We start from the raw sequence: 20307 nt of genomic DNA on the forward strand, positions 1-20307 counted from the left end.
GAGCCGCAGCGCTCCGAAGCCGAGGATGGCCACCAATACCGCCGCGTACACCGACACTCCGGGCAGGACGCGGCGCCCTGTCTCCCGGTGCTCGAACGCCCAGTTGGCCACCGTGGCGAACCACACCAGGACGAACGTCAGGCCCCACAACCCCGTCACCGACACCCACTGCACCAGCACCGGCACCCTTGCCTGGGTGTAGGCCAGCACGCCCCACGTGCCGAACGGGTTGCCCAGGCTACTGAAGAGCTCCAGCCCCGTCGTCGCCGCCGGCAGGAAGAGCGTCCCCACGAAGGAGCCCCGCGGCCCCACGATGAGCCGGTCCGCCAGGTACAGCCCCGCGACGACCACCGCGCCTCCCAGGGCCATGCCGAAGGCGCTCACGGCGGAGCCCGGGAACACCCCCAGGTTCGCCACGCCGACGGCGACGGTGTTGGCCACCAGGAGCCCCATGAAGCCCACCGCGGGACGCTGCCGCCGGGAGAAGCAGAGAAACAGGGCGCCCATCAGCCAGCCGGGCAGCACCGCCCACTCCGTGTTCAGCAACAGCACCAGTCCAGCCCCGACGCCCAGGGCGAGCCACGGCATGGACATGGACAGACGCCGCGCTCCTTCGTCCGGATGACTGCTCATCTCGCTCCCCTCTTCTTCGTCGAACCCGTCGTCGGCTTCAGCCGCTCAAGTGCTTCGCGCGCCTCGTCACACCAGCGCAGGTGCGCCTCCAGCCCGAGCAGCCCCGCGCGAATCGACAGGTGCTGGTAGGCGAACTCCGGGTCGTCTTTCCGGGCGTGACTGACGTCCCCGTCGATGAGGCGCAGCACCGCCAGCAACCCCTCCGCCTCGGCGCGGCTGCGCTCCACCTGCGCCAGGGAGTCCGCGGGCCCCACCTGCGCCCCGAAGAAGAGCTTGAGCAACAGCTCGTTGCGCTCCACGTGCGGGAGCACCGGCCGCCTCAGCCACTCCGCGAGCGCCTTCCGCCCCGCCGCCGTCACCCGGTACACCTTCCGGACCCGTCCGCCCCGCGAGCGCTCCTCTGGCTCGAGCTCCACCAGCCGCTCCTCCGCCATCCGCTCCAACGTCGGGTACAGGTTGCCGTAGCTCTCCTGCCAGAAGTGCCCCACCGACCGCTCGATGGCGCTTCGCAGGTCGTACCCACTCATCGGCTCCCGGCACAGCATCCCCAGGATGGCGAACCGACAGGTGCTCTCCCTCGCCATGACTGCCTCCTCCGTCCGGATATATCAGGCTGATATATCCGCCACCAGCCCCCCGGAGCTCGGGCTACAGCAGGCGGCAGAGCCACACGCTGGGAATGGCGGCATGGAAGCCGGCCTTCTCGAAGGCGCGCCGCGCCGGCGCGTGACTCGCATCGCCACCGGTCGCCACGGTGGCGACCCTGGCGCCCGCGCGCTTCATGTGGCCGAGCGCGCATTCGTAGAGCGCCGTTCCGACCCCGTGTCCGGCATGATCGGGATGGACCGCGTTCAGGCCTATCTCGCCGATGAACGTCTCCGGGTCGACCTTCACCGCGACGAAGCCGACCACGCGCAGGTTGACCTCGGCCACGAACACGTCCCAGCCCGAGTCCGGAGCGATGAGCCCTCGAAGCATGTCGGCCTGGACTGCGTCCTGCTTCGCCTGCGCGAGTTCGTAGATCTCGTCGCCCAGGAGCGCGCGGAACGACGCGAACACGGGCTCGAAGGCCGCCCGCCGGATGTCCTCGAGGATCATCCCGTCAGCCACCGATGCGTGGCGGATGTGGAAGCGCCGCCGCGCGGTGATGCCATTGAAGCGATACCAGACGTGGTCGCGGACCTCGTCGCTCAACCCCAGCGCCTCGGCGCGCTCCAGCAGCGACTTCAGCTCCTCGGCGCTCAACAGTGGCCGCAGGTCCGCGTGGCCCTCCTGCAGGAAGAACTGGTGCACCAGCACCCGGGCCGCCACTTCACGTAACTCCTGCTCGTCATCGACGACGAGGGTCTTCGCGAGCCGATACAGAATGGTGTTCCGCTCCAGAAAGGCTCCCCGTTTCATGCACAGGTCACTCAGCGCCCAGAGCGCGTTCTTTCGCTGCCGGACGGAGAGCTGGCCCTGTTCGAGGATCTCCACCAGCGCGTCGAACACCTCGGGTCCGCCCTTGTGGAGGGCATCCAGGTCGATGGGGACCCGCCACTTGTCCAGCTCATTGACGAGCCAGCGATATGCCTTTGCGTCCATGACGGCCACACTCCCAGTTCAAACGGTGAAACAAGCCTGCTCGCATCCCAAGGACGAACCCTAGAGTCGCCGCATGACCTCTCCCCGCTCGTCCTTTCCGTGGTCCCCTTCCCTGCGTGCCACCGTCGCGCTGGGCCTCCTGTCCCTGGGCGCTGGCTGTGGCCCTGAAGCGGTCAGCGATGCGCCCGCCGTGGCGGAGACAGCACAGCCTCTCTTGGGGAGCACGCCCGCCTCCGCCGGTGAGTTCCCCTGGATGGTGTCCCTCCAGGACACGGCCGGGAACCACCTGTGTGGCGGCACCATCATCAACACCCACTGGGTCCTCACTTCACGCCAGTGCGTGCTGGGGACCGGCACCGTGACGCCCCCGCATCCCAGCACCCTGCGTGTCGTGGCGGGCGGCAACAGCCTGTCGGCGATGAGCAGCGCGGGGCAGGTGAGCACGCTGCTGGACATCATTCCCCTCATTGGCTCGTGGGATGTGACGCAGGGCAAGGACGCGGCGCTCCTGCGGTTGATGACCCCGCTGACGCTCAATGGCACCACGGTGGCGGCCCTGCCGGTGGCGACGGCGGCGGATGTCTCCGCCGGCTACACCGCCCCGGGGGTCATCGCCACGCTCTCGGGCTGGGGACAGACGAGCCCGGGCAGCGCAATCCCAGACGCGTTGATGAAGATGAGCGTGCCGCTGATGTCCAACGCGGATGCCTCCCTGGCGCTGGGGCAACCCCTCACCGCCGACCAGCTGGGGGCGGATGGTTCGGCGCAGGGCAACGCCTTCTGCACGGGGGACGTGGGGGGCCCGCTGGTGGTGGACGGTCCCTCTGGGAAGAAGCTGGTGGGTGTCGCCAGCTACAACCTGGGCTGCTCTGCGCCGAACATCTTCGAGAGGGCTGACTACCTCAAGGGGTTCATCGACTACATGACCCCGCGCCTGAATACCGCGCCGCGGGCGACGCTGCAGCACGTGAACGCAGCCCAGGGCGGCTGGAAGCACTACTCCCTGACCCTGCCGTCGGGCATCCCCGCGTTCACCGTGTCGCTCCAGAAGGGCACCGGCAATGGCACCCTCTACGTGCGCTACAACGCAGCGCCCACGCTGACGAGCTACACCTGCCGCTCCGGCGCCACGGACAGCAACCTGGAGTATTGCTCGCTCTACTACCCGAGCCAGGGGACCTGGTACATCTCCGTGTATGGCGAGACGGCTGTCGTCGAGGCCTCCATGCTCGGACGTACCTTCTATTGATACGGCCGCCTGCTTCGGGTGCCGTGAGGACGGGGTAGGCTTCCGCGCTCATGAGCACGAGTGGAACGGCGGCGCCCGGATTCTGGCTGGAGGTCGACCTCGCGCTGGCGGGCGATGAGGTCAGCGCCACGGCGCGGGGCAGCGGAGGCCAACAGCCCGCGCCGCACAGGTTGGGGCCCGCGCACTCGCGCGAGTCCCTCCGCCGCTTCAGTGAGTGGGTGCGGGACGCGGCCGTGCGCGGGGTTCCCCTGGAGTCCGCCGAGCAGGCGCGGGCACTGCACTCCGCGCTCTTCCGCGAGGGGCTCCAGGAGGTGCTGCTCGAGCTGCGCGGCGTGTCGCGCAACACCGGGAGCAAGAAGCCGCTGCTGCTGCGGCTCCTGCCTCGGGACCGCGAGCTCCAGGCGCTTCCCTGGGAGGCGCTCTGTGGACCGTCCGGGCCGCTCGACTTCCTCGGCATCTCGCCGGAGCTGTGCATCGTGCGCGGGGTGCAGTCCACGAAGCCCTGGCTTCCTCGCGAGGTCACCGGGGCCGTGCGGCTGCTCGTCGTCTCGCCGCTGGACGAAGAGGCACCGGCCCGCCTGCGCGCCATGCTCCAGCCGGCCATCGACTCCGGAGCGCTGGAGTGGATGGAGCCGCTCGTGGGGCCCCGCTCGCGGCGTGACTACGTCATCGACCGGCTCCGCTCGGAGCCCGCGCCGCACATCCTGCACTTCATCGGTCATGGCGGCGTGGACCCGCGGGGAGCACCGGTCCTGCAACTCACGGATGCGGACGGCGCGTCCGCGGGGCTCTCCGTGGAGCTGCTGGCGAAGGAGCTGGCGGGAGCCTTCCGGGGCGACCTCCGATTGGTGGTGCTCGAAGCCTGTCAGGGCGCTCAACCGGGGGCGCTGACGAGCGCGGCGGAGCTGCTCGCGCAGGGCGGCGCGGACGCGGTGGTGGCGCACCTGTGGCCGGTGAAGACAGACGTGGCGCGCGCGTGCTCGCGGGCCTTCTACCGCGCGTTGGTGGGAGACACGCGGCACCGGGGCGACGTGGCCCGCTGCCTCCACGACGCGCGCAGCACGGTGCTGACGGAGTTCGGCGAGAGCGCCGAGGCCTTCTCTCCCGTGCTGTACCTGCGGGGCAGTGACACCACCCTCTTCTCCTTCCGGCCCGCCCGGGCGAACACCTTGCCGCGAGCCCCGGTGCAGGCCGAACCGGTGCGCGGAGAGGACCCGTCCGTGCGCGGGCTGATGGACCTGGTCTCACGCCCCTTCTCCCTGGTGCTGGGCGACCACGGGGGCACCACGGACGAGGACCTGCGGGAGCTCTTGCACGGCCGGATGCGCGGCACGCCGTGGGCCGTGCCGGAGGCCCTGCCGATGAGCGCGCTGGCGCAGCGGTTCACGCTGCGCTTCGGACCCAAGACGCTGGACTCGCACTTCCAGGAGGTGTTCCGGGATGCGACGCCCACGCTCCCGCTGGTGGAGGCGCTGGCGCGGCGGCTGAAGCCCGGCGTGCACATCACGCTCTTGCGCACGCCTGTGTTGGAGCAGGCGCTCGCGCTGCACCGGCCCGAGCTGCCGCTGTATGTCATCCAGCCCTCGTCGCCCGACGAGGGCTCCGCGCTGATCCGACGGCGCCTGCCGGGGCAGGACTGGGAACCGCTCGACGCGCTGCCCCTGGACTTCGACCCCTCGCGCGACGTGGCGCTGGTGAGGCTGTACCGGGGCTACCTGCCCGACCGCGTCTTCGAAACGCCCCTGCTCACGGAGGACGATTACCTGCACGGCGTGCGAGACCTGGAGTCCGTCCTCCCGCCGGACCTGGCGGACGCCATCCTGGGGACGCTGGACAGCCGGCCCGCGCTGCTCATCGGACTGTCATTGCTGGCATGGCACCACCGCATGCTGTTGTCGCGGCTGTTCGGACGCCGGCCGCTGCCGCGCAAGAGCCTGGTGCTGCTGGAGCCCGGGGTGCATGAGGCGGAGTCGTGGAAGTCTGGCCGGGGCCTGCCCGCGGGAGCGGGCATCCAGGTGGTGCAGGCGGAAGCGGGCGCGGTGGCCGAGTCCCTGGGCACGGGGACGCCGGGAGGTTCGCGATGAGCGGCCTGGTGAATCCCTTCCTCGGGCCGCAGCCCTACCGCGCGGCGGACCGCGAGCGCTTCTTCGGCCGCGAGACCGTGACGCAGCGGCTGGTGAACCGCATCCTCGCGCACCCGTGCCTCACGCTCTTTGGCCCCTCGGGTGCGGGGAAGTCGTCGGTGATGCAGGCCGGCGTGATTCCGCTGCTGGAGGAGGCGCACGAGTTCCGCACGGTGCGCATCGACGGGTGGCTCGCGGGGGAGGCTCCGCTGGCGCGGCTCGTGAGCACGATGCACGCGGAGCTGGAGCTGGGGCCGCCGCCAGAGCAGGCGGGGACGGCACAGGCGCTGGACGCGGCGCTGGAGCTCGCGTCGCAGCGCTCGGACCGGCCGGTGCTCATCTACCTGGACCAGTTGGAGCAGCTCTTCCTGCCGGGGCGCGACGTGGAGGCGACAGGCGCGCTGCTGAAGGGACTGGACGCGCTGGCACGCAAGCCGGTGCGCGGGCTGCAGCTCGTGCTGGCGATGCGCGAGGACTACCTGGGGCGCTTCCGGGATCGCGTGCGGGGCCGGCGCGAGTTGCTGGAGCAGGGCTTCCGGCTGGGACCACTCACCGTGGGCGAGATGGTGAAGGTGTCTTGCCGGCTGGCCACCGAGAAGGGCCTGCCCTCGCAGCCCTGGTCCGAGCAGGAGGTGCGCGCGCTGATGCGGCAGGTGCGCATGGCGGGACAGGGCGAGCAGGACGATGACGCCGAGGTGCAGGCCGCGTTCGCGCAGATCGTCTGCCGGGCGCTGTGGGACGAGAGGGCGCGGGGCCAGGCCGTGGAGCCTGTCGCCGCGGAGCCGATGGTGCACCGCTACCTGGAGGCGACGCTGGATGCGCTCGGCTCCGACAAGAAGCGGGCGGCGCGCCGGTTGCTGGAGCAGTACCTCATCGCGAGCGATGGCAGCCGGACCCTGCTGACGGAACAGGAGGCCCGCGCCGAGCTGCCACCCGAGCACGCGGACGAGGTGCTGACGCACCTGGAAGCGGCGGCGGTGCTGCACGCGGAGCAGCACCAGGGCAGCCGGTACTTCGAACTGGGACACGACTGGCTCGCGCGCAAGGTCTTCGAGCTCAAGCAGCAGCGCATCGAGCGTGAGTCAGCGCAACGACAGCGCCGGCGTGAAGCGGCCGAGCGGCGCAGGCTCATCATCCTGGCGTCGGTGGCGGCGGGCGTGGCGGTGCTGATGGCCCTGCTGCTCATCTGGGCCCTGGCGGAGCGGTCCCAGGCGGAGCAGGCGACGACTGCGGCGGATCTCGCGACGAAGGAAGCCGTCAGGCAGGCGCGGGACGCGCGGGGATTGGCGTTGATGACGGGGGCTCGCGATCTGCAAGGCCGCGGCTACACCGCGATGGCCACGAAGCTGCTGCTCGAAGTGCCTGAACCCGCGGAGGCGCGGTGGTGGACGCAGCTGGCGCATGACTTCCTGAAGGACCCCCTCCCGGAGGTGACGTTCCAGGGAACGGATCCGCTGCGGGTCGCGGCCTTCAGCCCGGACGGCCAGCGGGTGGCGGCGGCCTCCATGGAGGGACCGGCGTGGGTATGGCGCGTGGACGGGACGGGCACACCCGTGGCGTTGACGGGCCATCTGGGCCGCGTCGGCTCCATCGAGTTCAGCCCGGACGGGCAATGGGTTGCCACCGCATCCCAGGACGCCACCGTCCGGGTGTGGCGGGCGGATGGGACGGGCACGCCCGTGGTGCTCCGGGGGTACGAGGATACCGTTCGCTCCGCGAGGTTCAGTCCGGATGGCCAGTGGCTGGTGACGGCTTCGGTGGACATGAGCGTGCAGGTGCGGCGGGCGGATGGAACTGGCAAGCCCGTGATGCTGGTCGGGCACGAGGCCTCAACCCTGTCGGCGCGCTTCAGCCCGGACGGGCGGCGCGTGGTGACCGCCTCGTGGGACGGAACGGCGCGGGTGTGGCGGGTGGATGGGAAGGGCTCGCCCGTGGTGCTCAAGGGGCACACGGAGCCCATCTCCTCCGCCGAGTTCAGCCCGGATGGGCAACGGGTGGTCACGGCTTCCGACGACAACACTGCGCGGGTGTGGAAGGCGGATGGGACGGGCACACCCGTGGTGCTCAAGGGACATGAGGGGGCCTTGTACTCCGCCACGTTCAGCCCCGATGGCCTGTGGGTGGTGACGGCTTCGGTGGACCATACGGCGCGGGTGTGGAAGGCGGATGGGACGGGCACACCCGTCGTGCTCGAAGGACATGAGTCCTCCGTCACCTCCGCCGGGTTCAGCCCGGATGGTCAGTGGGTGGTGACTACGTCCTTGGACAGGACCGCACGGGTGTGGAGAGCGGATGGAAGGGCTCCCCCCCAGGTGCTCAAGGGACACCAGGGTTGGGTCGAGAACGCGCGATTCAGTCCGGATGGGCAACGGATCATCACCGCGTCCAGGGATGGAACCCTCCGGGTCTGGAAAGCGGGCGGACCGGAGCTTCCTGTTGTGTTCCAGAGCCCCGCAGAGGCGGTCCAGTCCGCGAGCTTCAGTCCGGATGGGCAGCGGGTCGTCACGGCGGGCACCGACGGAGCGGCGCGCGTCTGGCGCACGGAGGGGACGGGAGCCCCCGTGGTGCTCGATGGTCGCGCGGGCTCCGTTTCGTCGGCCGCGTTCAGTCCGGATGGACAACAGGTGGTGATGGTCTTCGCGAACGGGAGTGCGCGGGTGTTGCGGGCGGATGGGACGGGCCCTCCGGTGGTGATGAGAGGGGATCTGCTCAATCCCATTGGCTCAGCGGAATTCAGTCCTGATGGCCAGTCGGTGTTGACCACGCTCCGGTTCGGAGGCGTGCCCCAGGTGTGGAAGGCGGACGGAAGTGGGACACCGCGGGTGCTGGGCTCCGACGAAGCGCGCTCCGCCCGGTTCAGCCGCGACGGTCAGTGGGTCGTGACCGCGTCGGACCAAACCCCGAAGGTGCTGAGGACGGATGGAACAGGCACGCCCGTGGCGCTCCTGGGGCATGAGCGCAGCGTTCTCTCCGCCGAGTTCAGCCTGGACGGCCAGTGGGTCGTGACCGCGTCCGAGGATGAGACCGCGCGGGTGTGGAAGGCGGACGGGACGGGCACGCCCGTGGTGCTCAAGGGGCATGGGGGTCACGTCTATTCCGCTAGCTTCAGCCCGGATGGCCTGTGGGTGGTGACGGCGTCCAAGGACAAGACCGCGCGGGTATGGCGGGCGGACGGGACGGGCACGCCCGTGGTGCTCAAGGGACACCTGGAGCGCGTCTCCTCCGCCCGCTTCAGCCCGGATGGCCGCTGGGTGGTGACGGCTTCGGCGGACACGACCGCGCGGGTGTGGCGGGCGGACGGAACGGGCCTGCCCCTGGTGATCCAGGGATGTGAGTCGGAGGTCGCATCCGCCGAGTTCCGTCCGGTCGGGCACCAGGTCCTCACGGTGTGCGCCGATGGACCGGCGCAGCTCTGGCCCCTGGATGTTTCGGAGCTCCAGCGGCGGCTTCGGGCCGTCAACAAGGACTGCCTTCCTCCGGACGTCCGTCGCAGCTACCTGGATGAAAGCGAGGAACAGGCGCGCAGCGGCTATGCGGAATGTGAGCGGGTCCAGGGACGGGATCCGCTCGTGACGCCGCCACCGACGCTACGGCTGCTGCCCTGAAAGCCTTGCAGCGGGGTCTCCGAGCAGCACATAGCCGCGCAAGTCATTGCGCAGCATCCACTGATAACCCTGTCGTTTCGGGTCGACAGGATCCGGAACGCCATACACCTGCGCGTCCTGCCGCGCCCGGTAGCCCGCCAGCAGCGCGTCGTTGACGCCCCGGTACGCGCTCATCAACGAGTCCAGGGCGACGCCCGCGCGGCTGCCGTTGGACAGGATCTGGAGCGCGGAGAGGACACGCGAGGCACGGCTGCGCGTCATGTCCTCCGAGTCCAGGAACCCGAGCGTCCACGCCAGGTCGCTGTGGCCGATGATGCCCAGCGGGCCGCGCGGATTCGCCAGCAGGGCCTGGGGCAGCGCCGCCACGAAGGGGCGCTCCCCTTCCCTGGGCAGGCTGTGCAGCACGGACGCGGGACGGCCCGCGAACCCACCGGCCGCGGCGATCTGCGCGAGCCATGCGTGGAACGCGCTGTCCGGCGGCGTCGCCGCGCCGAAGCACGCCACGCTGAACCACATGCCTCCGGGCAGGAAGGGCGTGTCCCGCAGCAGTGCTCCCGTGAGCGGTGGGCCTCCTCCCAACGTCAGCGCGCCCTGCATGGCCCGCTGCTCCTGGGGAGAAGCCCAGCCCTTCGAGGGCCGCCCCAACCCATGCGCCACCGTGAGCATCACCGCCGAGCGCGCATCGGCCGCGGCCTCCAGGAGCGCGTCAGCGTCCGCGTAGTCATAGGGAACCTCCTGGACCTTCAACGCGGGCCGCTTCTGCTTCCACCGCGTCTCCATGACCTGCCGGCAGGGCTCCACCAGCAGCTGGTGTCCGGACGTCGTGGCCGTCGTCCCGTCCCGCGCCGTGTACAGGAGCATGTCGGGGGCCTCCGGAGGCGCGCCGCGCTTCTCGGCCACGACCACCTTCTCGGCGTAGGACGTGTAGCCCGCGAGGTCCGGCGCACCGTCGGGCAGCCCCACGTGAAGCCGCCCCACGAACGCGCCATGCGCGAGCACGTGCTGCAACTCGATGGACACGTCGGGCAGGTCCCCGAGCAGCAGCAGGTACCTGGGACGTTCCTCCTCGGGGACGTCCTCGGCCCGGTGCACCGACTCCTTCCAGCGCACCGCCGCGTTCGCGTCCATGCCGGGAGGAACGCGGTAGCGCATCACGGGCGCACCCTGCTCCTGCTCGCGGTGCTGGAGGAGCGGCTCGATGGCGCGAAGCAGGGCATCACCCGTCGTGCCCAACGGCGCGATGACACCCCAGCGCTGCGAGGCCAGGTCATTCGGGCTCGCGTCGGGGCGCTCCAGCGTCATGCCCTCGGCACGGCGAGGAAGCGGCGCGGGCCTGGGTGCATCCCGGGTGGAGTCCGCGGGAAGTCCTTCCTCCAGCACCGGCCGGCGGTCGTCAGCGCGCGCGAGCAGGAGCTGCAGCGCTTCATCCTTCACGGGCTCGGGCATCCTTTGGCTCCCAGTGGGAGGACGTCAGAACCGCAGCACGGGTGGGTGCCCCCTGTGCAGCAGCTTGGCGGACTCGGTGCCCCAGCATCTTCGCCGAGGACTCAACGGATCGCAGCCACCCTGGCCAGGGCACTACCTCTGCTTGCGTTGGCGGCGGCAACGCCTTGAAGCGCACGCCGCCCTACCTCCGTGCACTCGCCCGTGCCGCACGTCAAAACGGAGCTGCGGCTGCCGCTCACGCCCGTGGTGCGGGCCTACCTGGAGGATGCCGCGCGGCGCCTCATTCACCGTGAAGTTGCCGGTGAGCCCGTCCGCGAATCTCCTGTAGCCAGCGCAATGTCTGTTCCAGCGTATCCCGCATTTCCAGCAGGACATGGAGTGTCTCCCCCAATTCAGGCTTCACAGCCTCGGGGATGGGAGGGAGTGCCTCAAGGGCCTCACGGACCTGCTCGTCCCAGGTGGTCTTCCCGAGCAGATCCTCGTTTGAAATCGACTTCATCTGCGTCCCAATCAGCAGCAATGCCTTCACATAGCTGATCCAGGAGATCTGGTTCAGCGCGGCAAGGTATTCGGAGTTGTTGGCAGAGCGCATCAGGAGTCGACAGGTTTCGCCGAGGGCCAAGAGTTCCCGCCAGCCATCGGGCCCGGCTTCTTCTGAGAAGAGATGCTCGCCATATTGAAAGACGAAGGGCACGATCAGCGTCATCCCGTCTTCTGGAGTCGGTTGTTCCAGCTGCACCAGGACCGAGGGCAGCCGCTCCTTGGGGACGAGGACCTTGACCAGCTTGCTCGTGGCGACCCGTGCTTCATCCCGCAGGAGATACTTGAACCCCTCCCGCAGGCAGAGCTCGCGGATCTCAAGGAACTGCTTTTCGGTCCCCAAGGCCTCTGCCAGAAGACCTTCCCACTGGTGCGGCAGCGCGGAAATAACCCTCCGCCAGGAGTCATCCTCTTCCGCTGCCTGCATGGCCTCCCTGAGCATCGGCCCCGGCCAGATCGCGGAGCCCAGAACAACCAATTCTCCCAGCACCTGCTCGCGTTCAAGAGCAGGAAGGAACGCCACCCGTCTTTCGCATTCGCTGCTGGCAACCTGTGTCAGTCGCCATAGGCCCTCAATGAGGTCATTCAGTTCCTCCTGTCCGACTTGCTCACGCAATCCCTCGAACACCTGTGTCAGCAGACGCACCATCCTCAAGATGCCCTTGGCCACCTCCGGACGCCCCCCAAGCTTTTGGGCGACGACTTCGGCGATCTCATCCAACCGCTTGAGGCCAATGACCTTGCCATTGGCCAACCACTGGTCCACAGCTTCCTTGCTGACATCCAGGGCCTCCGAAAGCGCGTTCCGGGTGATCTTCAGCTCCTTGAGCACCTGCCGCAGCAGGGTCGTCAGCAGGTGCTCGGGGACGTCGATACGCTCTGGCTTCTTGCTCAACGGTTGTAATTGGGGCAGGTGCAGGGTCCCCAGGGGTGCAAGCCGGACGGCCAGTTCGACGACCGCCAATCGGAGGACCACGGTGTTGATGAACCGTGAGGCTTCAATGGGGAGCGCGGCCTTCCGCCTGGCGCAGAGGTCATCCCACCAGGAGACATGTGCCACGAGGACATCCACCAGTTGCGCGAGGGTCTGCTCACGCTCAGCCGACAGTCTCTCCCGCGTGAGCGAGGCTCCGGCATCTGGCAATCCAGCCTCGATGAACTCCTGGAGGATGCCGCGACGCGTCTTCTCATGGATCGCGCCCCCTGTGATGTACTTGCGCCAGGTGCGGTCCTGCGCACTGTGTCGGGGCTTCCACTCGAAGAGGCTCGCCACGCCGCCCAGGATCTCCCCACTCGTGGGCAGGGGACCCTTCCACAGTTTTCTCCGGGACTTACGCGTCATGGGAGTGCTCCTACGGGCCAGGAACGGCCCTGGCCGGACGTCTTAGCGCGACATCTTGAGGCCACTGAGGCCGTCGCGCAGCCAAGCAGATCCGGCAAGCGCCCCTCATGCCAGGCATCATGCCCTGTCGAAGCCAAGGCGAAGGCACTCCTTGCGCAGGACCCGCCGGATGCTCGTCAGCACGGTGCGGCTGACCTCTTCGCCAGGCCGGGCGATGACCACGGAGAACGCCGCGCCGCCCGGCGTGGTCCACTTCTGGTGTGAACCCCCTCGAAGCGGGCTGGCCCGACACTCCAGCTGCTTCAACGCATCCAGCAATTCACGAACCCTGGGACGGTAGGACATGGGCACCTCGCGAGGCCGTGGCTTCGGCCGAGGGAGTCCTTGTCCGCGCTTCCGAACACGATTTCAGCGAAGCGCTCCCGGCAGCCCCCTGGTTGCTTTCCCGATGCGGAAGCTGCACAACCGGACCCGCTGCGATTGCCCCCTGATGAGGCTGACATGCTGAACGACGGACAGGTGCGGGAGCTCTATGCCGAGGGGCGGTTCGCCCCCAAGGAGTGGACGCGCTGGCAGGAGAACTACCTGCAGTTTCTCAACTGGGTGCAGTCCCAGAACGACGCAGAGCTTCGCAGTCCCGCGAGCCAGGAGCGTCTGTGGCGGGCCCGCGATATCACCCCGGTCGGTCCGGGCGAGAGCGTCAACGTGACGGGTGCCTTCACCGATCCGGAAATCGTGGAGGGACTGGTCTCGCTCCGGAAAACGTCCTGGCCACAAGACGCAACCTCCCGCGCCGAGGCCATCCAGGAGGAGGGCGACCGGATCCTCCGGCTCGTGCGTGAGCGACATTCCAAGCGTCAGCCATACGCCCGGATGTGGCGGGCGTTCGCCGCGCTCCTACCCTCGGAGTTCCATTGCATCTTCCGGTACGACGCCCACGTCCGCACGGCACGGCTCCTGCTTCCCGAAGGGACCCGCCCTAGCCACGTCCTCATCCGTGCCCGGCTGCGCGATGTACTGGGCCCCGAAGGCAACGAACTGTCCGAGCACGTCCTGCGCTCGACCTTCTGCTGGTGGTTGCACGAGCAGTTCGACGCCATCTCCCATGGCACCACCCCCCTCTCTTCGACCGCGACCTCCGAGGAGCGGGCCAACAGCGTCCTGACGCTCTGGCCCTTCGGCAAGCAGTACAAAGGCAATTCCTCCCCACGCAACGGTCTCGAACTCTACCGGCGCATCGTCCAGGCATGTCTCTCCGGCACGCCCAGGGCGGAACTGGTGGAGACCCTCAAGTCCAGCCCTGAGTTCTCCGCGCAGAGCAGCGCCGCGCTCCGGCTCCACATCTCTCGCGTCGCCAGCCTGGGATTGATCGAGGCCCGGGGAGACCTGCTGCACTCCACGGATGCGGGCGAGAACCTCCTGGAGAGCGATGCTCCGGACATCCTCGTCGAGCGGCTGTTGGAGCGCGTCTTCCCCTTCGCAGGGTTGCTGCGCCTCCTGTCCGCCGGTCCCACCACCGCATCGAAGATCTACCAGCACCTGCAGTTCATCTACCCCAAGTGGACGGAGACCATGGGACCGGCCCAGCTCGCGACGTGGGCCAAGTCGCTCGACCTCATTGAGCCCGCACCAGGAGGCGGCTACCAGCTCACCGCCGCCGGCAAGGACTGGGAGCGCAGACTTCCCAAGGTCCTGCCAGCCGCGCCCAAGCTGGAGGAGACCGAGGACTCCGATGACATCCTCGACCTCCCCAGCGTCACGTCCGCACCCATTGTCGCGGCGACACCGTGGCCTGCATTCGAGCGCATGCGACAGGCCTTCGCCGAGGACTCCACGGCGAAGACCTTCGTGCTGCAGGACATTCAGCTGCGGACGCTGCACCTGGCCTGGCATTGCAATCCGCAGCGGCGCTTCGTGTTGCTCGCGGGGCTCTCTGGTACGGGCAAGACGGCCATCGTCCGCCAATACGCGCGGCTCTACTGTCAGTTCCTCGGACTGCCCACCGACGACCACGTGGCGGTGGTCCCGGTCTCTCCGGACTGGAGAGACCCCTCGGGGCTCATCGGCTACCTCAACGCCCTGCATGCCGAGCCAACCTTCCAGGCCGAGCCCGCGCTGCGGCTCATCCTGCGGGCGGCCCGCAATCCCAGTCACCCCTACTTCCTAATCCTCGACGAGATGAACCTCGCGCGCGCCGAGCAGTACTTCGCGCCCTTCCTGTCGGCCATGGAGCAGGACCAGGGCCGCCTCTACTTCCACGGAAGCGACGAGCCCATCAACGACGTGCCACCCTCGGTGCCCTGGCCCAAGAACCTGTTCATCGCCGGCACCGTGAACATGGACGAAACGACGCACCCCTTCAGCGACAAGGTCATCGACCGTGCGTTCACGATGGAGTTCTGGGAGGTCCACCTCCAGGACTTCTTCCAGCGGCAGGAGCAGCGCCAGCCGGAGGTCGAGCAACTCCTGGAGGCACTGCACGGCATCCTGAAGCCCTCACGGAGGCACTTCGGATACCGGACGGCCGCGGAGGTGCTGGCCTTCATCGCAGCCGCGGGGCCCGAGGTCTCGCCCTCGCTCCGGATCGAGTTGCTCGACCAGGCTGTGTTCTCGAAGATCCTCCCGCGCATCCGAGGAGAACAGTCCGCCGCATTCGAGGCCATGCACCAGGCACTGGGCGCGCACTGCGAGTCCCTCGGCCTCCACCGGAGCGCGGCGAAGGTGAGGCAGATGTACGCGACCCTCCAGGCCACCGGCATCAGCCGGTTCTGGTCCTGAAGATGGAGGTCCACGCGTCCGGAGAGGCGGCCCAGCCCCACTCCGGGGAGCCCCTCCGCCTGGAGGAAGGCCGGTCCTATTTCATCGCGCTGGGGCCGGGCGATCCCGAGGGCACCCAGGTCGCGCTGGGGCCGCTCGCGCTGGAGTGGGATCCACGGGAGCGGGGATTCCGGATACCCCCGTGGTTTTCCGTGGGCTCCCAGACGCTTCACTGCGTCCAGGGGGAGACCCGGTGGACGACGGGCGTCCAGTTCATCGCAAGCGCCGAAAAGCTCGCCGAGCAGTCCTGGCCCTTGCTGCTCGCGGAGCTGGAAGCGTGGCTTCCTGGGCTTGGCGTGGGGGCGCTGCCAGGGCTCCAAGGGACCGTTGCCGCTGGGGGAGGTCGCGTGCCGCTCCTGGTCGAGGCGGCCCTGCCCCTCGTCCCGGCGCTGCTGGACTCCTTGCGCGCGATCATCGCCTCCCCGCGCGCACGGACTGACTTTCACGAAGAACACCTGCCTTCCCACCAGGTCCGACGCGTCGAGCGGTCGACGCTGGGTTGGCTCCAGCGTCATCCGGAGGCAACCCGGGCCCTTGGCGTGAGCTGGACCGAGTCGTCCACCGCGAAGCGACCGCCCTTCGTTCCGGTGCACTCGGCGGTCGCGCGGCTCGACCATCCGGTGAACCGCTATGTCTCGTGGCTGGTCCAGGCGCTCGCCCGCGACCTCGGGTCCTACGCAGAGCAGCTGCGAGCCCCGGGACGCTCGCGAAATGCGCCGGCGGGAACCGAAGCCGCGGATTGGGAACGCTGGTGTGAGGCGCGCGCGGACCGGCTGCGGGACGCCTCCTCGGGATTGCTCGCACTGGTCCGGAGCTCCTGGCTGTCGACCGTGACGCCCTCGCCTCCCACGGAGGCGGCGCTGGCCGTCGCACTGGATGATCCGCACTATGCCCGGTTGCATCGGCTGGGACGCCACCTCCGCTCGCCCCTCTTCCGGCAAGAGCCCATCCCCAGCCCGAACGGCGTGGCGACCCGCCCCACCTACGAGCTCTACGAACTCTGGACCTTCTTCGCCGTGCGCCGGTTGCTGGGGGCGCTTCTCGAAGGCTACCGGTGGACCGCCGAGGGGCTTGAGCCGCTAGGGGTCTTGGGAGAATCGCTCGACGGCGCTTGCTTCAAAGCGGTAGGTCCCAGCGGTTGGGTCCAGCTCCTGTTCAACCCCACGTTCCGGGCGTTCCTGCCGCTGGGGACCGGGCATTCCCGCTTCAGCATCTCCAAGGAGCGGCGGCCCGACCTGGTCTTACGCTGGTCGCTCCAGGGCCGTGTCGGTTGGGTCTGCCTGGATGCCAAATACCGGGTCTCACGATCGGGCCTCGGGGACGCATTCGAGTCGGCGCATCTCTATCGAGACAGCCTGCGCTGGCCCGATGCAGGGGGACATTGTGAGGCCAGCGTGCTCCTTGCGCCCGCGGAGCTTCCCGCCTGTTCTCCCTGGTTCAAGCCGGACTTCCTGCGGGAGCATCGGGTTGGGATTTTCCAGCTCGCCCCTGGCCATCCAATGGACACGCTGTCCGCATGGCTGGGAGCGCTGCTCCAGCTGTGAAGCGGGCGCATTTCGGTGCCTCTCGTCGAGAGCTGTCGTCGTTCAGGCGTCCCCGGCGATTCCAGAATCCGGAGTCCGGTCCAGGAATTGGAAAACGGATCCGTCCGCGCCCGCCCCCTCCCCTGCAATCCCTTGCAATGATTGGAAGGGCGCATGACGCCTCGTGTGGCACAACCGCTGCACTGTTGTTGTGCATGCACGGTAAAATCCTCCTCCTCGATTCGAAGCCCCCGGTTCGTGGGGCGACGGCGCGTCACCTGACGGCCGCGGGATTCACCGTCCTCACCGCTCGCACGGATTCCCAGGCGCGAGTCCTGCTGGACACGAACCTGTTCGACGCGGTCCTCATCGATCATCCCTTCGGCCGGCCCGGCATGGAGGAAGGTCTGCGCTTCGCTCGCGACCTGCGCCTGCAGGACTCGCACGTCCCCATCCTGCTGATGACGGCGCTGCCTCTGGACGAGGTCCGGCACTCGGCGTGGAGCAGTGGCATCACCAAGCTGCTGCCCAAGCCCCAGCTGATGCCGGTGCTCCTCCTCCACCTGTCCGCGCTCATCCCCGCCGCGGCCAACGAGGACCAGCCCCAGCCCATCCCCATGCGCTGAAACTCCAGACTGCCGTCTTCTCTGTTTCTGTCCGGATTCCGGAAACTGGATCCGCAAGCTGGACAAGCGGCCCGGCGGACGTGCTTCCGCTGGGCCAAGTGGCTGTAACGACTTCATCGCTTTATTCCCGGGGCTCCTGGCCCCTCGCTTGCTCATGCCTCCTTGTGTGCCCCGGAACCTGCTGATCATCGATGATGAAACGGTCCTGTGCTGGGTCCTGGGCCGCTTCTTCTCCAGCGCCGGGTACGAGGTCGACTCGGCCACGGACCTGACCGAGGCCCTGGAGCGCGTGAAGCACGGCCGGTACGACCTGGTCATCAGCGATCTGCGCCTGAGCGGAACGCAGTCCGAGGAAGGACTCATCATCGCGGAGCGGGTGCGCGAGTCCTCCCCGGCCACGCGCATGGTGTTGCTGACGGCGTTCGCGACGCCGGACCTGGGGACGCGGGCGCAGGCGCTGGGCGTGGACCTGGTGCTGAGCAAGCCCCAGCCGCTGCCGGATCTGGCGGAGCACGTGTCGCAATTGCTGGAAGCTCCGCGCTAGGAAGACGCGCGGTCGCCGGATCCACGCCGCGTCCGGGCGCCATCGCGGCGACGTCGCCGTGCGAGCGCGTCGCGTCCGCGCGGCCCGGAGTGACGCACCGCGACTCGCGTGCTCGGCGATCCGGAGTCCGGAACAGAGCGGCCTCGGGCGCGGCGGAGCCCGGGGCGCCACGCTCGCTGCCAGGGGAGCCCCGGTCCTGACGCAGGTGCAGGCAGTCGTGGGAATCCACGAGGGCACCCTGCCCCGTCGGCCCATGGACGAGCGGGCCTCACTTGGACAAAGGGTCGGGGTACGCAACGGCGACACGCGTGGCAGCATGACTGGACCGACATGTCCCGCTATGCCCTCATCGCCGAACCGGATCGCCACCGTGCCGCGGGCCTGCTCGCGCTCGCGCAGCAAGAGGGGCTGGAGGGCGTGGTGGCGCGCGATGGCGCGGAGGCCCAGGAACTGGTGCGTCTGCGCGGCTCGCCCACGCTGCTGGTGACGGACCTGGCGCTGCCCCGGGTGGATGGGTTCGCGCTGCTGGCGTGGCTGCGGGGCCGCTCGGATGCGCGCCACACGGCGGTGATGGTGGTGACGGCGTTCGACGAGCTGCGCGTGCGTGCCTGGCAGCTCAAGGACGCGCTGGGCATCCACGCGCTGCTCAGCCGGCGCGCGGGGCCGGAGGTGATGCGCGACGGCGTGCGGCGCGCGCTCGCGCGCCAGCTCGCGGGCCACGGCCAGGTGGAGCTCAACGCGGACGAGGAGAAGCGGCGGCTCGCTCGCATCGACGAGCTGAAGCTGGTGAACCCGGGCCTGCCCGACAAGGAGCTTCAGGACCTGGTGACGGAGGTGGCGCAGTCCTTCGGGGTGCCCGTCGCGCTGCTGACGCTGGTGCTGGGGGACAAGCAGTGGTTCAAGGCGCACGTGGGGTTGCCCGCGGCGCTCGCGAAGGACCGGGGCACGCCGCGCGACTGGTCCTTCTGCCACCACGTGGTGCAGGGCCGCGAGGCCCTGGTGGTGCCGGACGCCACGCGCCATCCGGTGTTCCGGGACAACCCGCTGGTGCGCGACGGCATCGTCGGCAGCTACGCGGGCGCGCCGCTCATCACCTCCACCGGAGACGTGCTGGGCTCGCTGTGCGTCATCGACACGCGTCCGCTGATGCTGGGCCCGGAGGACCTGGCGGCACTGCGCGAGCTGGCGGGCCGCGTGGCGGAAAACCTGGAGCACACCGCGGTGAAGGGACGGGCTCGCTCCGCCTTGCCTCATCCCCTGCGCGCGGCGGAGCCGGTGCTCACCGAGGCGGCGGCGCTGGCGCTGGTGCGCGAGGCGGTGAGCGCCCTCGAAGTGCCGGTGCTGGTGGTGGCGCCGGGCCGCAAGCCCTTCGCCGCCAACTCGGCGCTGGCGGAGCTGCTGGGGCTGCCGGAGGACCGGCTGTCGGGCATGGCCTTCGATTCGCTGTGCCAGCACGTCGCAAGCCTGGCCGCGGACCCCGGCGGCACGCTGCGGCAGCTGGACCTGGCGGCGGAGAGCTCGCGCGGGCTGCACCTGACGCTGTCGCTGGAGCGGCCCCGGCCGCGCGTGGTGCGCTGGGTGGCGCGGCCCTTCCTGGTGCCCGGGGGCATCGCGCAGCTCCTGTCGCTGATGGACCTGGGCATCGGCGCCGACCTGAAGGGCAAGCACGAGCGGCTCTTGCGCCAGGACGCGCTCACGGGGCTGGACACCCGGCGCGTGGGCGAGGAGCGGCTGGCCAGGGAGATTGGCCGTTGCCGACGGGAAGGGCTGCCCATCAGCCTGGTGCTGGTGGACCTGGTGGAGCTGGGCGCCGTCAACCGCGCGCGCGGCTACGACGCGGGCGACGCGGCGCTGCGGGAGCTGGCCCGGCACGCGGAGGGCCTCTGTCCTCCACCGGGCTTCGTGGTGCGCTGGACGGGGGACACCCTCCTGCTCGCGCTGCCCGGGGCGGACGCCGTGGGCGCGGAGGCCGCGCGCCAGCAGCTCCATGACGTGCCCGGCCAGCCCGCGTGCGTGTCCATCGCCGTGACGGTGCAGGGCGAGGAGGATCCGCACGGCACCCTGGCCCGGGCGCACGCCGCGCTGGACCGGGCGAAGCCGGAGCCAGCCTCCAAGCACGACTGAAAGCAGCTCCCCCCGGGCGCGACCGCCCGCAAACCTGTCCGACAGTCGGACAGGTTCGAAGGCATCGGTCCCCCCGGGCGCGCCTGGCGACAAGCCAGGCTGATGGGTGGGATGGGCTCCGCCTGGCAGGCCGGAGGGCCTGGGAGGCGTC

The 20307-nt window shown here is 69.4% G+C and carries 13 protein-coding genes and 1 pseudogene; 8 read left to right on the top strand and 6 right to left on the bottom strand.

The features are described from left to right. The 3 genes and pseudogenes from D7Y21_RS23635 to D7Y21_RS42915 all read right to left on the bottom strand — a co-directional run. Window positions 1-633, bottom strand: a pseudogene (locus D7Y21_RS23635) (apolipoprotein acyltransferase); the annotation flags it as partial. Continuing rightward, complete coding sequence (locus tag D7Y21_RS23640) at window positions 630-1217, bottom strand: PadR family transcriptional regulator (RefSeq protein ID WP_120562790.1); 588 nt, start codon at window positions 1215-1217, stop codon at window positions 630-632. The pseudogene D7Y21_RS23635 and the gene D7Y21_RS23640, both read right to left, overlap by 4 nt. A 64-nt stretch (window positions 1218-1281) precedes the next feature. Beyond that, window positions 1282-2217: a GNAT family N-acetyltransferase gene (locus D7Y21_RS42915; protein ID WP_233612255.1), complete on the bottom strand. Its 936-nt coding sequence runs from the start codon at window positions 2215-2217 to the stop codon at window positions 1282-1284. Window positions 2218-2290: 73 nt separating this feature from the next. Between D7Y21_RS42915 and D7Y21_RS23650 the strand changes: the two genes are divergently transcribed. The 3 genes from D7Y21_RS23650 to D7Y21_RS23660 are packed head-to-tail and all read left to right on the top strand — an operon-like array spanning window position 2291 to window position 9194. Beyond that, a complete protein-coding gene (locus D7Y21_RS23650) occupies window positions 2291-3466 on the top strand; it encodes a trypsin-like serine protease (RefSeq protein ID WP_121715866.1) in 1176 nt (391 codons plus the stop codon). A 50-nt stretch (window positions 3467-3516) separates the two neighbouring features. Further along, window positions 3517-5550 carry a CHAT domain-containing protein gene (locus tag D7Y21_RS23655; RefSeq protein WP_121715867.1) on the top strand — a complete coding sequence of 678 codons (2034 nt, stop codon included), beginning with the start codon at window positions 3517-3519 and terminating at the stop codon, window positions 5548-5550. Continuing rightward, window positions 5547-9194 carry a hypothetical protein gene (locus D7Y21_RS23660; RefSeq protein ID WP_121715869.1) on the top strand — a complete coding sequence of 1216 codons (3648 nt, stop codon included), beginning with the start codon at window positions 5547-5549 and terminating at the stop codon, window positions 9192-9194. The genes D7Y21_RS23655 and D7Y21_RS23660 overlap by 4 nt, the downstream gene beginning before the upstream one ends. Here the strand turns inward: D7Y21_RS23660 and D7Y21_RS23665 are convergent. From D7Y21_RS23665 to D7Y21_RS23680, 3 genes are all read right to left on the bottom strand, one after another. Continuing rightward, the gene (locus tag D7Y21_RS23665; RefSeq protein ID WP_121715871.1) at window positions 9177-10640 is read right to left on the bottom strand and encodes a hypothetical protein; all 1464 of its coding nucleotides are present in this window, start codon (window positions 10638-10640) and stop codon (window positions 9177-9179) included. The genes D7Y21_RS23660 and D7Y21_RS23665 overlap by 18 nt on opposite strands. A 280-nt stretch (window positions 10641-10920) precedes the next feature. Continuing rightward, the gene (locus D7Y21_RS23675; RefSeq protein WP_121715873.1) at window positions 10921-12522 is read right to left on the bottom strand and encodes a helix-turn-helix transcriptional regulator; all 1602 of its coding nucleotides are present in this window, start codon (window positions 12520-12522) and stop codon (window positions 10921-10923) included. A 117-nt stretch (window positions 12523-12639) separates the two neighbouring features. Next, on the bottom strand, window positions 12640-12867 hold the full coding sequence (locus D7Y21_RS23680; RefSeq protein WP_121715875.1) for a type II toxin-antitoxin system HicA family toxin: 228 nt from the start codon (window positions 12865-12867) through the stop codon (window positions 12640-12642). A 156-nt stretch (window positions 12868-13023) separates the two neighbouring features. On the opposite strand from D7Y21_RS23680, the gene D7Y21_RS23685 reads away from it, so the two are divergent. The 5 genes from D7Y21_RS23685 (at window position 13024) to D7Y21_RS23705 (ending at window position 20156) form a co-directional block, all read left to right on the top strand. Further along, the gene (locus tag D7Y21_RS23685; RefSeq protein WP_121715877.1) at window positions 13024-15300 is read left to right on the top strand and encodes an McrB family protein; all 2277 of its coding nucleotides are present in this window, start codon (window positions 13024-13026) and stop codon (window positions 15298-15300) included. Window positions 15301-15302: 2 nt separating this feature from the next. Then, complete coding sequence (locus D7Y21_RS23690) at window positions 15303-16883, top strand: DUF2357 domain-containing protein (protein WP_121715879.1); 1581 nt, start codon at window positions 15303-15305, stop codon at window positions 16881-16883. Window positions 16884-17077: 194 nt separating this feature from the next. After that, entirely contained in the window at window positions 17078-17488 is a 411-nt protein-coding gene (locus tag D7Y21_RS41875) for a response regulator transcription factor (RefSeq protein WP_158619232.1), read from the top strand. A 166-nt stretch (window positions 17489-17654) separates the two neighbouring features. Next, window positions 17655-18032 carry a response regulator gene (locus tag D7Y21_RS23700; RefSeq protein WP_233591507.1) on the top strand — a complete coding sequence of 126 codons (378 nt, stop codon included), beginning with the start codon at window positions 17655-17657 and terminating at the stop codon, window positions 18030-18032. Between the two features lie 330 nt (window positions 18033-18362). Continuing rightward, the gene (locus D7Y21_RS23705; RefSeq protein ID WP_121715883.1) at window positions 18363-20156 is read left to right on the top strand and encodes a diguanylate cyclase domain-containing protein; all 1794 of its coding nucleotides are present in this window, start codon (window positions 18363-18365) and stop codon (window positions 20154-20156) included. Window positions 20157-20307: the final 151 nt, after the last annotated feature.

The organism is Corallococcus sp. AB045 (assembly GCF_003668895.1).
In the GTDB taxonomy this organism is placed as follows: Bacteria; Myxococcota; Myxococcia; order Myxococcales; family Myxococcaceae; genus Corallococcus; species Corallococcus coralloides.

What these genes read in the sequence shown, in the direction of transcription:
- D7Y21_RS23640 (WP_120562790.1), bottom strand. Translation starts at nt 1,217, where the DNA reads ATGGCGAGGGAGAGCACCTGTCGGTTCGCCATCCTGGGGATGCTGTGC.
- D7Y21_RS42915 (WP_233612255.1), bottom strand. Translation starts at nt 2,217, where the DNA reads ATGGACGCAAAGGCATATCGCTGGCTCGTCAATGAGCTGGACAAGTGG.
- D7Y21_RS23650 (WP_121715866.1), top strand. Translation starts at nt 2,291, where the DNA reads ATGACCTCTCCCCGCTCGTCCTTTCCGTGGTCCCCTTCCCTGCGTGCC.
- D7Y21_RS23655 (WP_121715867.1), top strand. Translation starts at nt 3,517, where the DNA reads ATGAGCACGAGTGGAACGGCGGCGCCCGGATTCTGGCTGGAGGTCGAC.
- D7Y21_RS23660 (WP_121715869.1), top strand. Translation starts at nt 5,547, where the DNA reads ATGAGCGGCCTGGTGAATCCCTTCCTCGGGCCGCAGCCCTACCGCGCG.
- D7Y21_RS23665 (WP_121715871.1), bottom strand. Translation starts at nt 10,640, where the DNA reads ATGCCCGAGCCCGTGAAGGATGAAGCGCTGCAGCTCCTGCTCGCGCGC.
- D7Y21_RS23675 (WP_121715873.1), bottom strand. Translation starts at nt 12,522, where the DNA reads ATGACGCGTAAGTCCCGGAGAAAACTGTGGAAGGGTCCCCTGCCCACG.
- D7Y21_RS23680 (WP_121715875.1), bottom strand. Translation starts at nt 12,867, where the DNA reads ATGTCCTACCGTCCCAGGGTTCGTGAATTGCTGGATGCGTTGAAGCAG.
- D7Y21_RS23685 (WP_121715877.1), top strand. Translation starts at nt 13,024, where the DNA reads ATGCTGAACGACGGACAGGTGCGGGAGCTCTATGCCGAGGGGCGGTTC.
- D7Y21_RS23690 (WP_121715879.1), top strand. Translation starts at nt 15,303, where the DNA reads ATGGAGGTCCACGCGTCCGGAGAGGCGGCCCAGCCCCACTCCGGGGAG.
- D7Y21_RS41875 (WP_158619232.1), top strand. Translation starts at nt 17,078, where the DNA reads ATGCACGGTAAAATCCTCCTCCTCGATTCGAAGCCCCCGGTTCGTGGG.
- D7Y21_RS23705 (WP_121715883.1), top strand. Translation starts at nt 18,363, where the DNA reads ATGTCCCGCTATGCCCTCATCGCCGAACCGGATCGCCACCGTGCCGCG.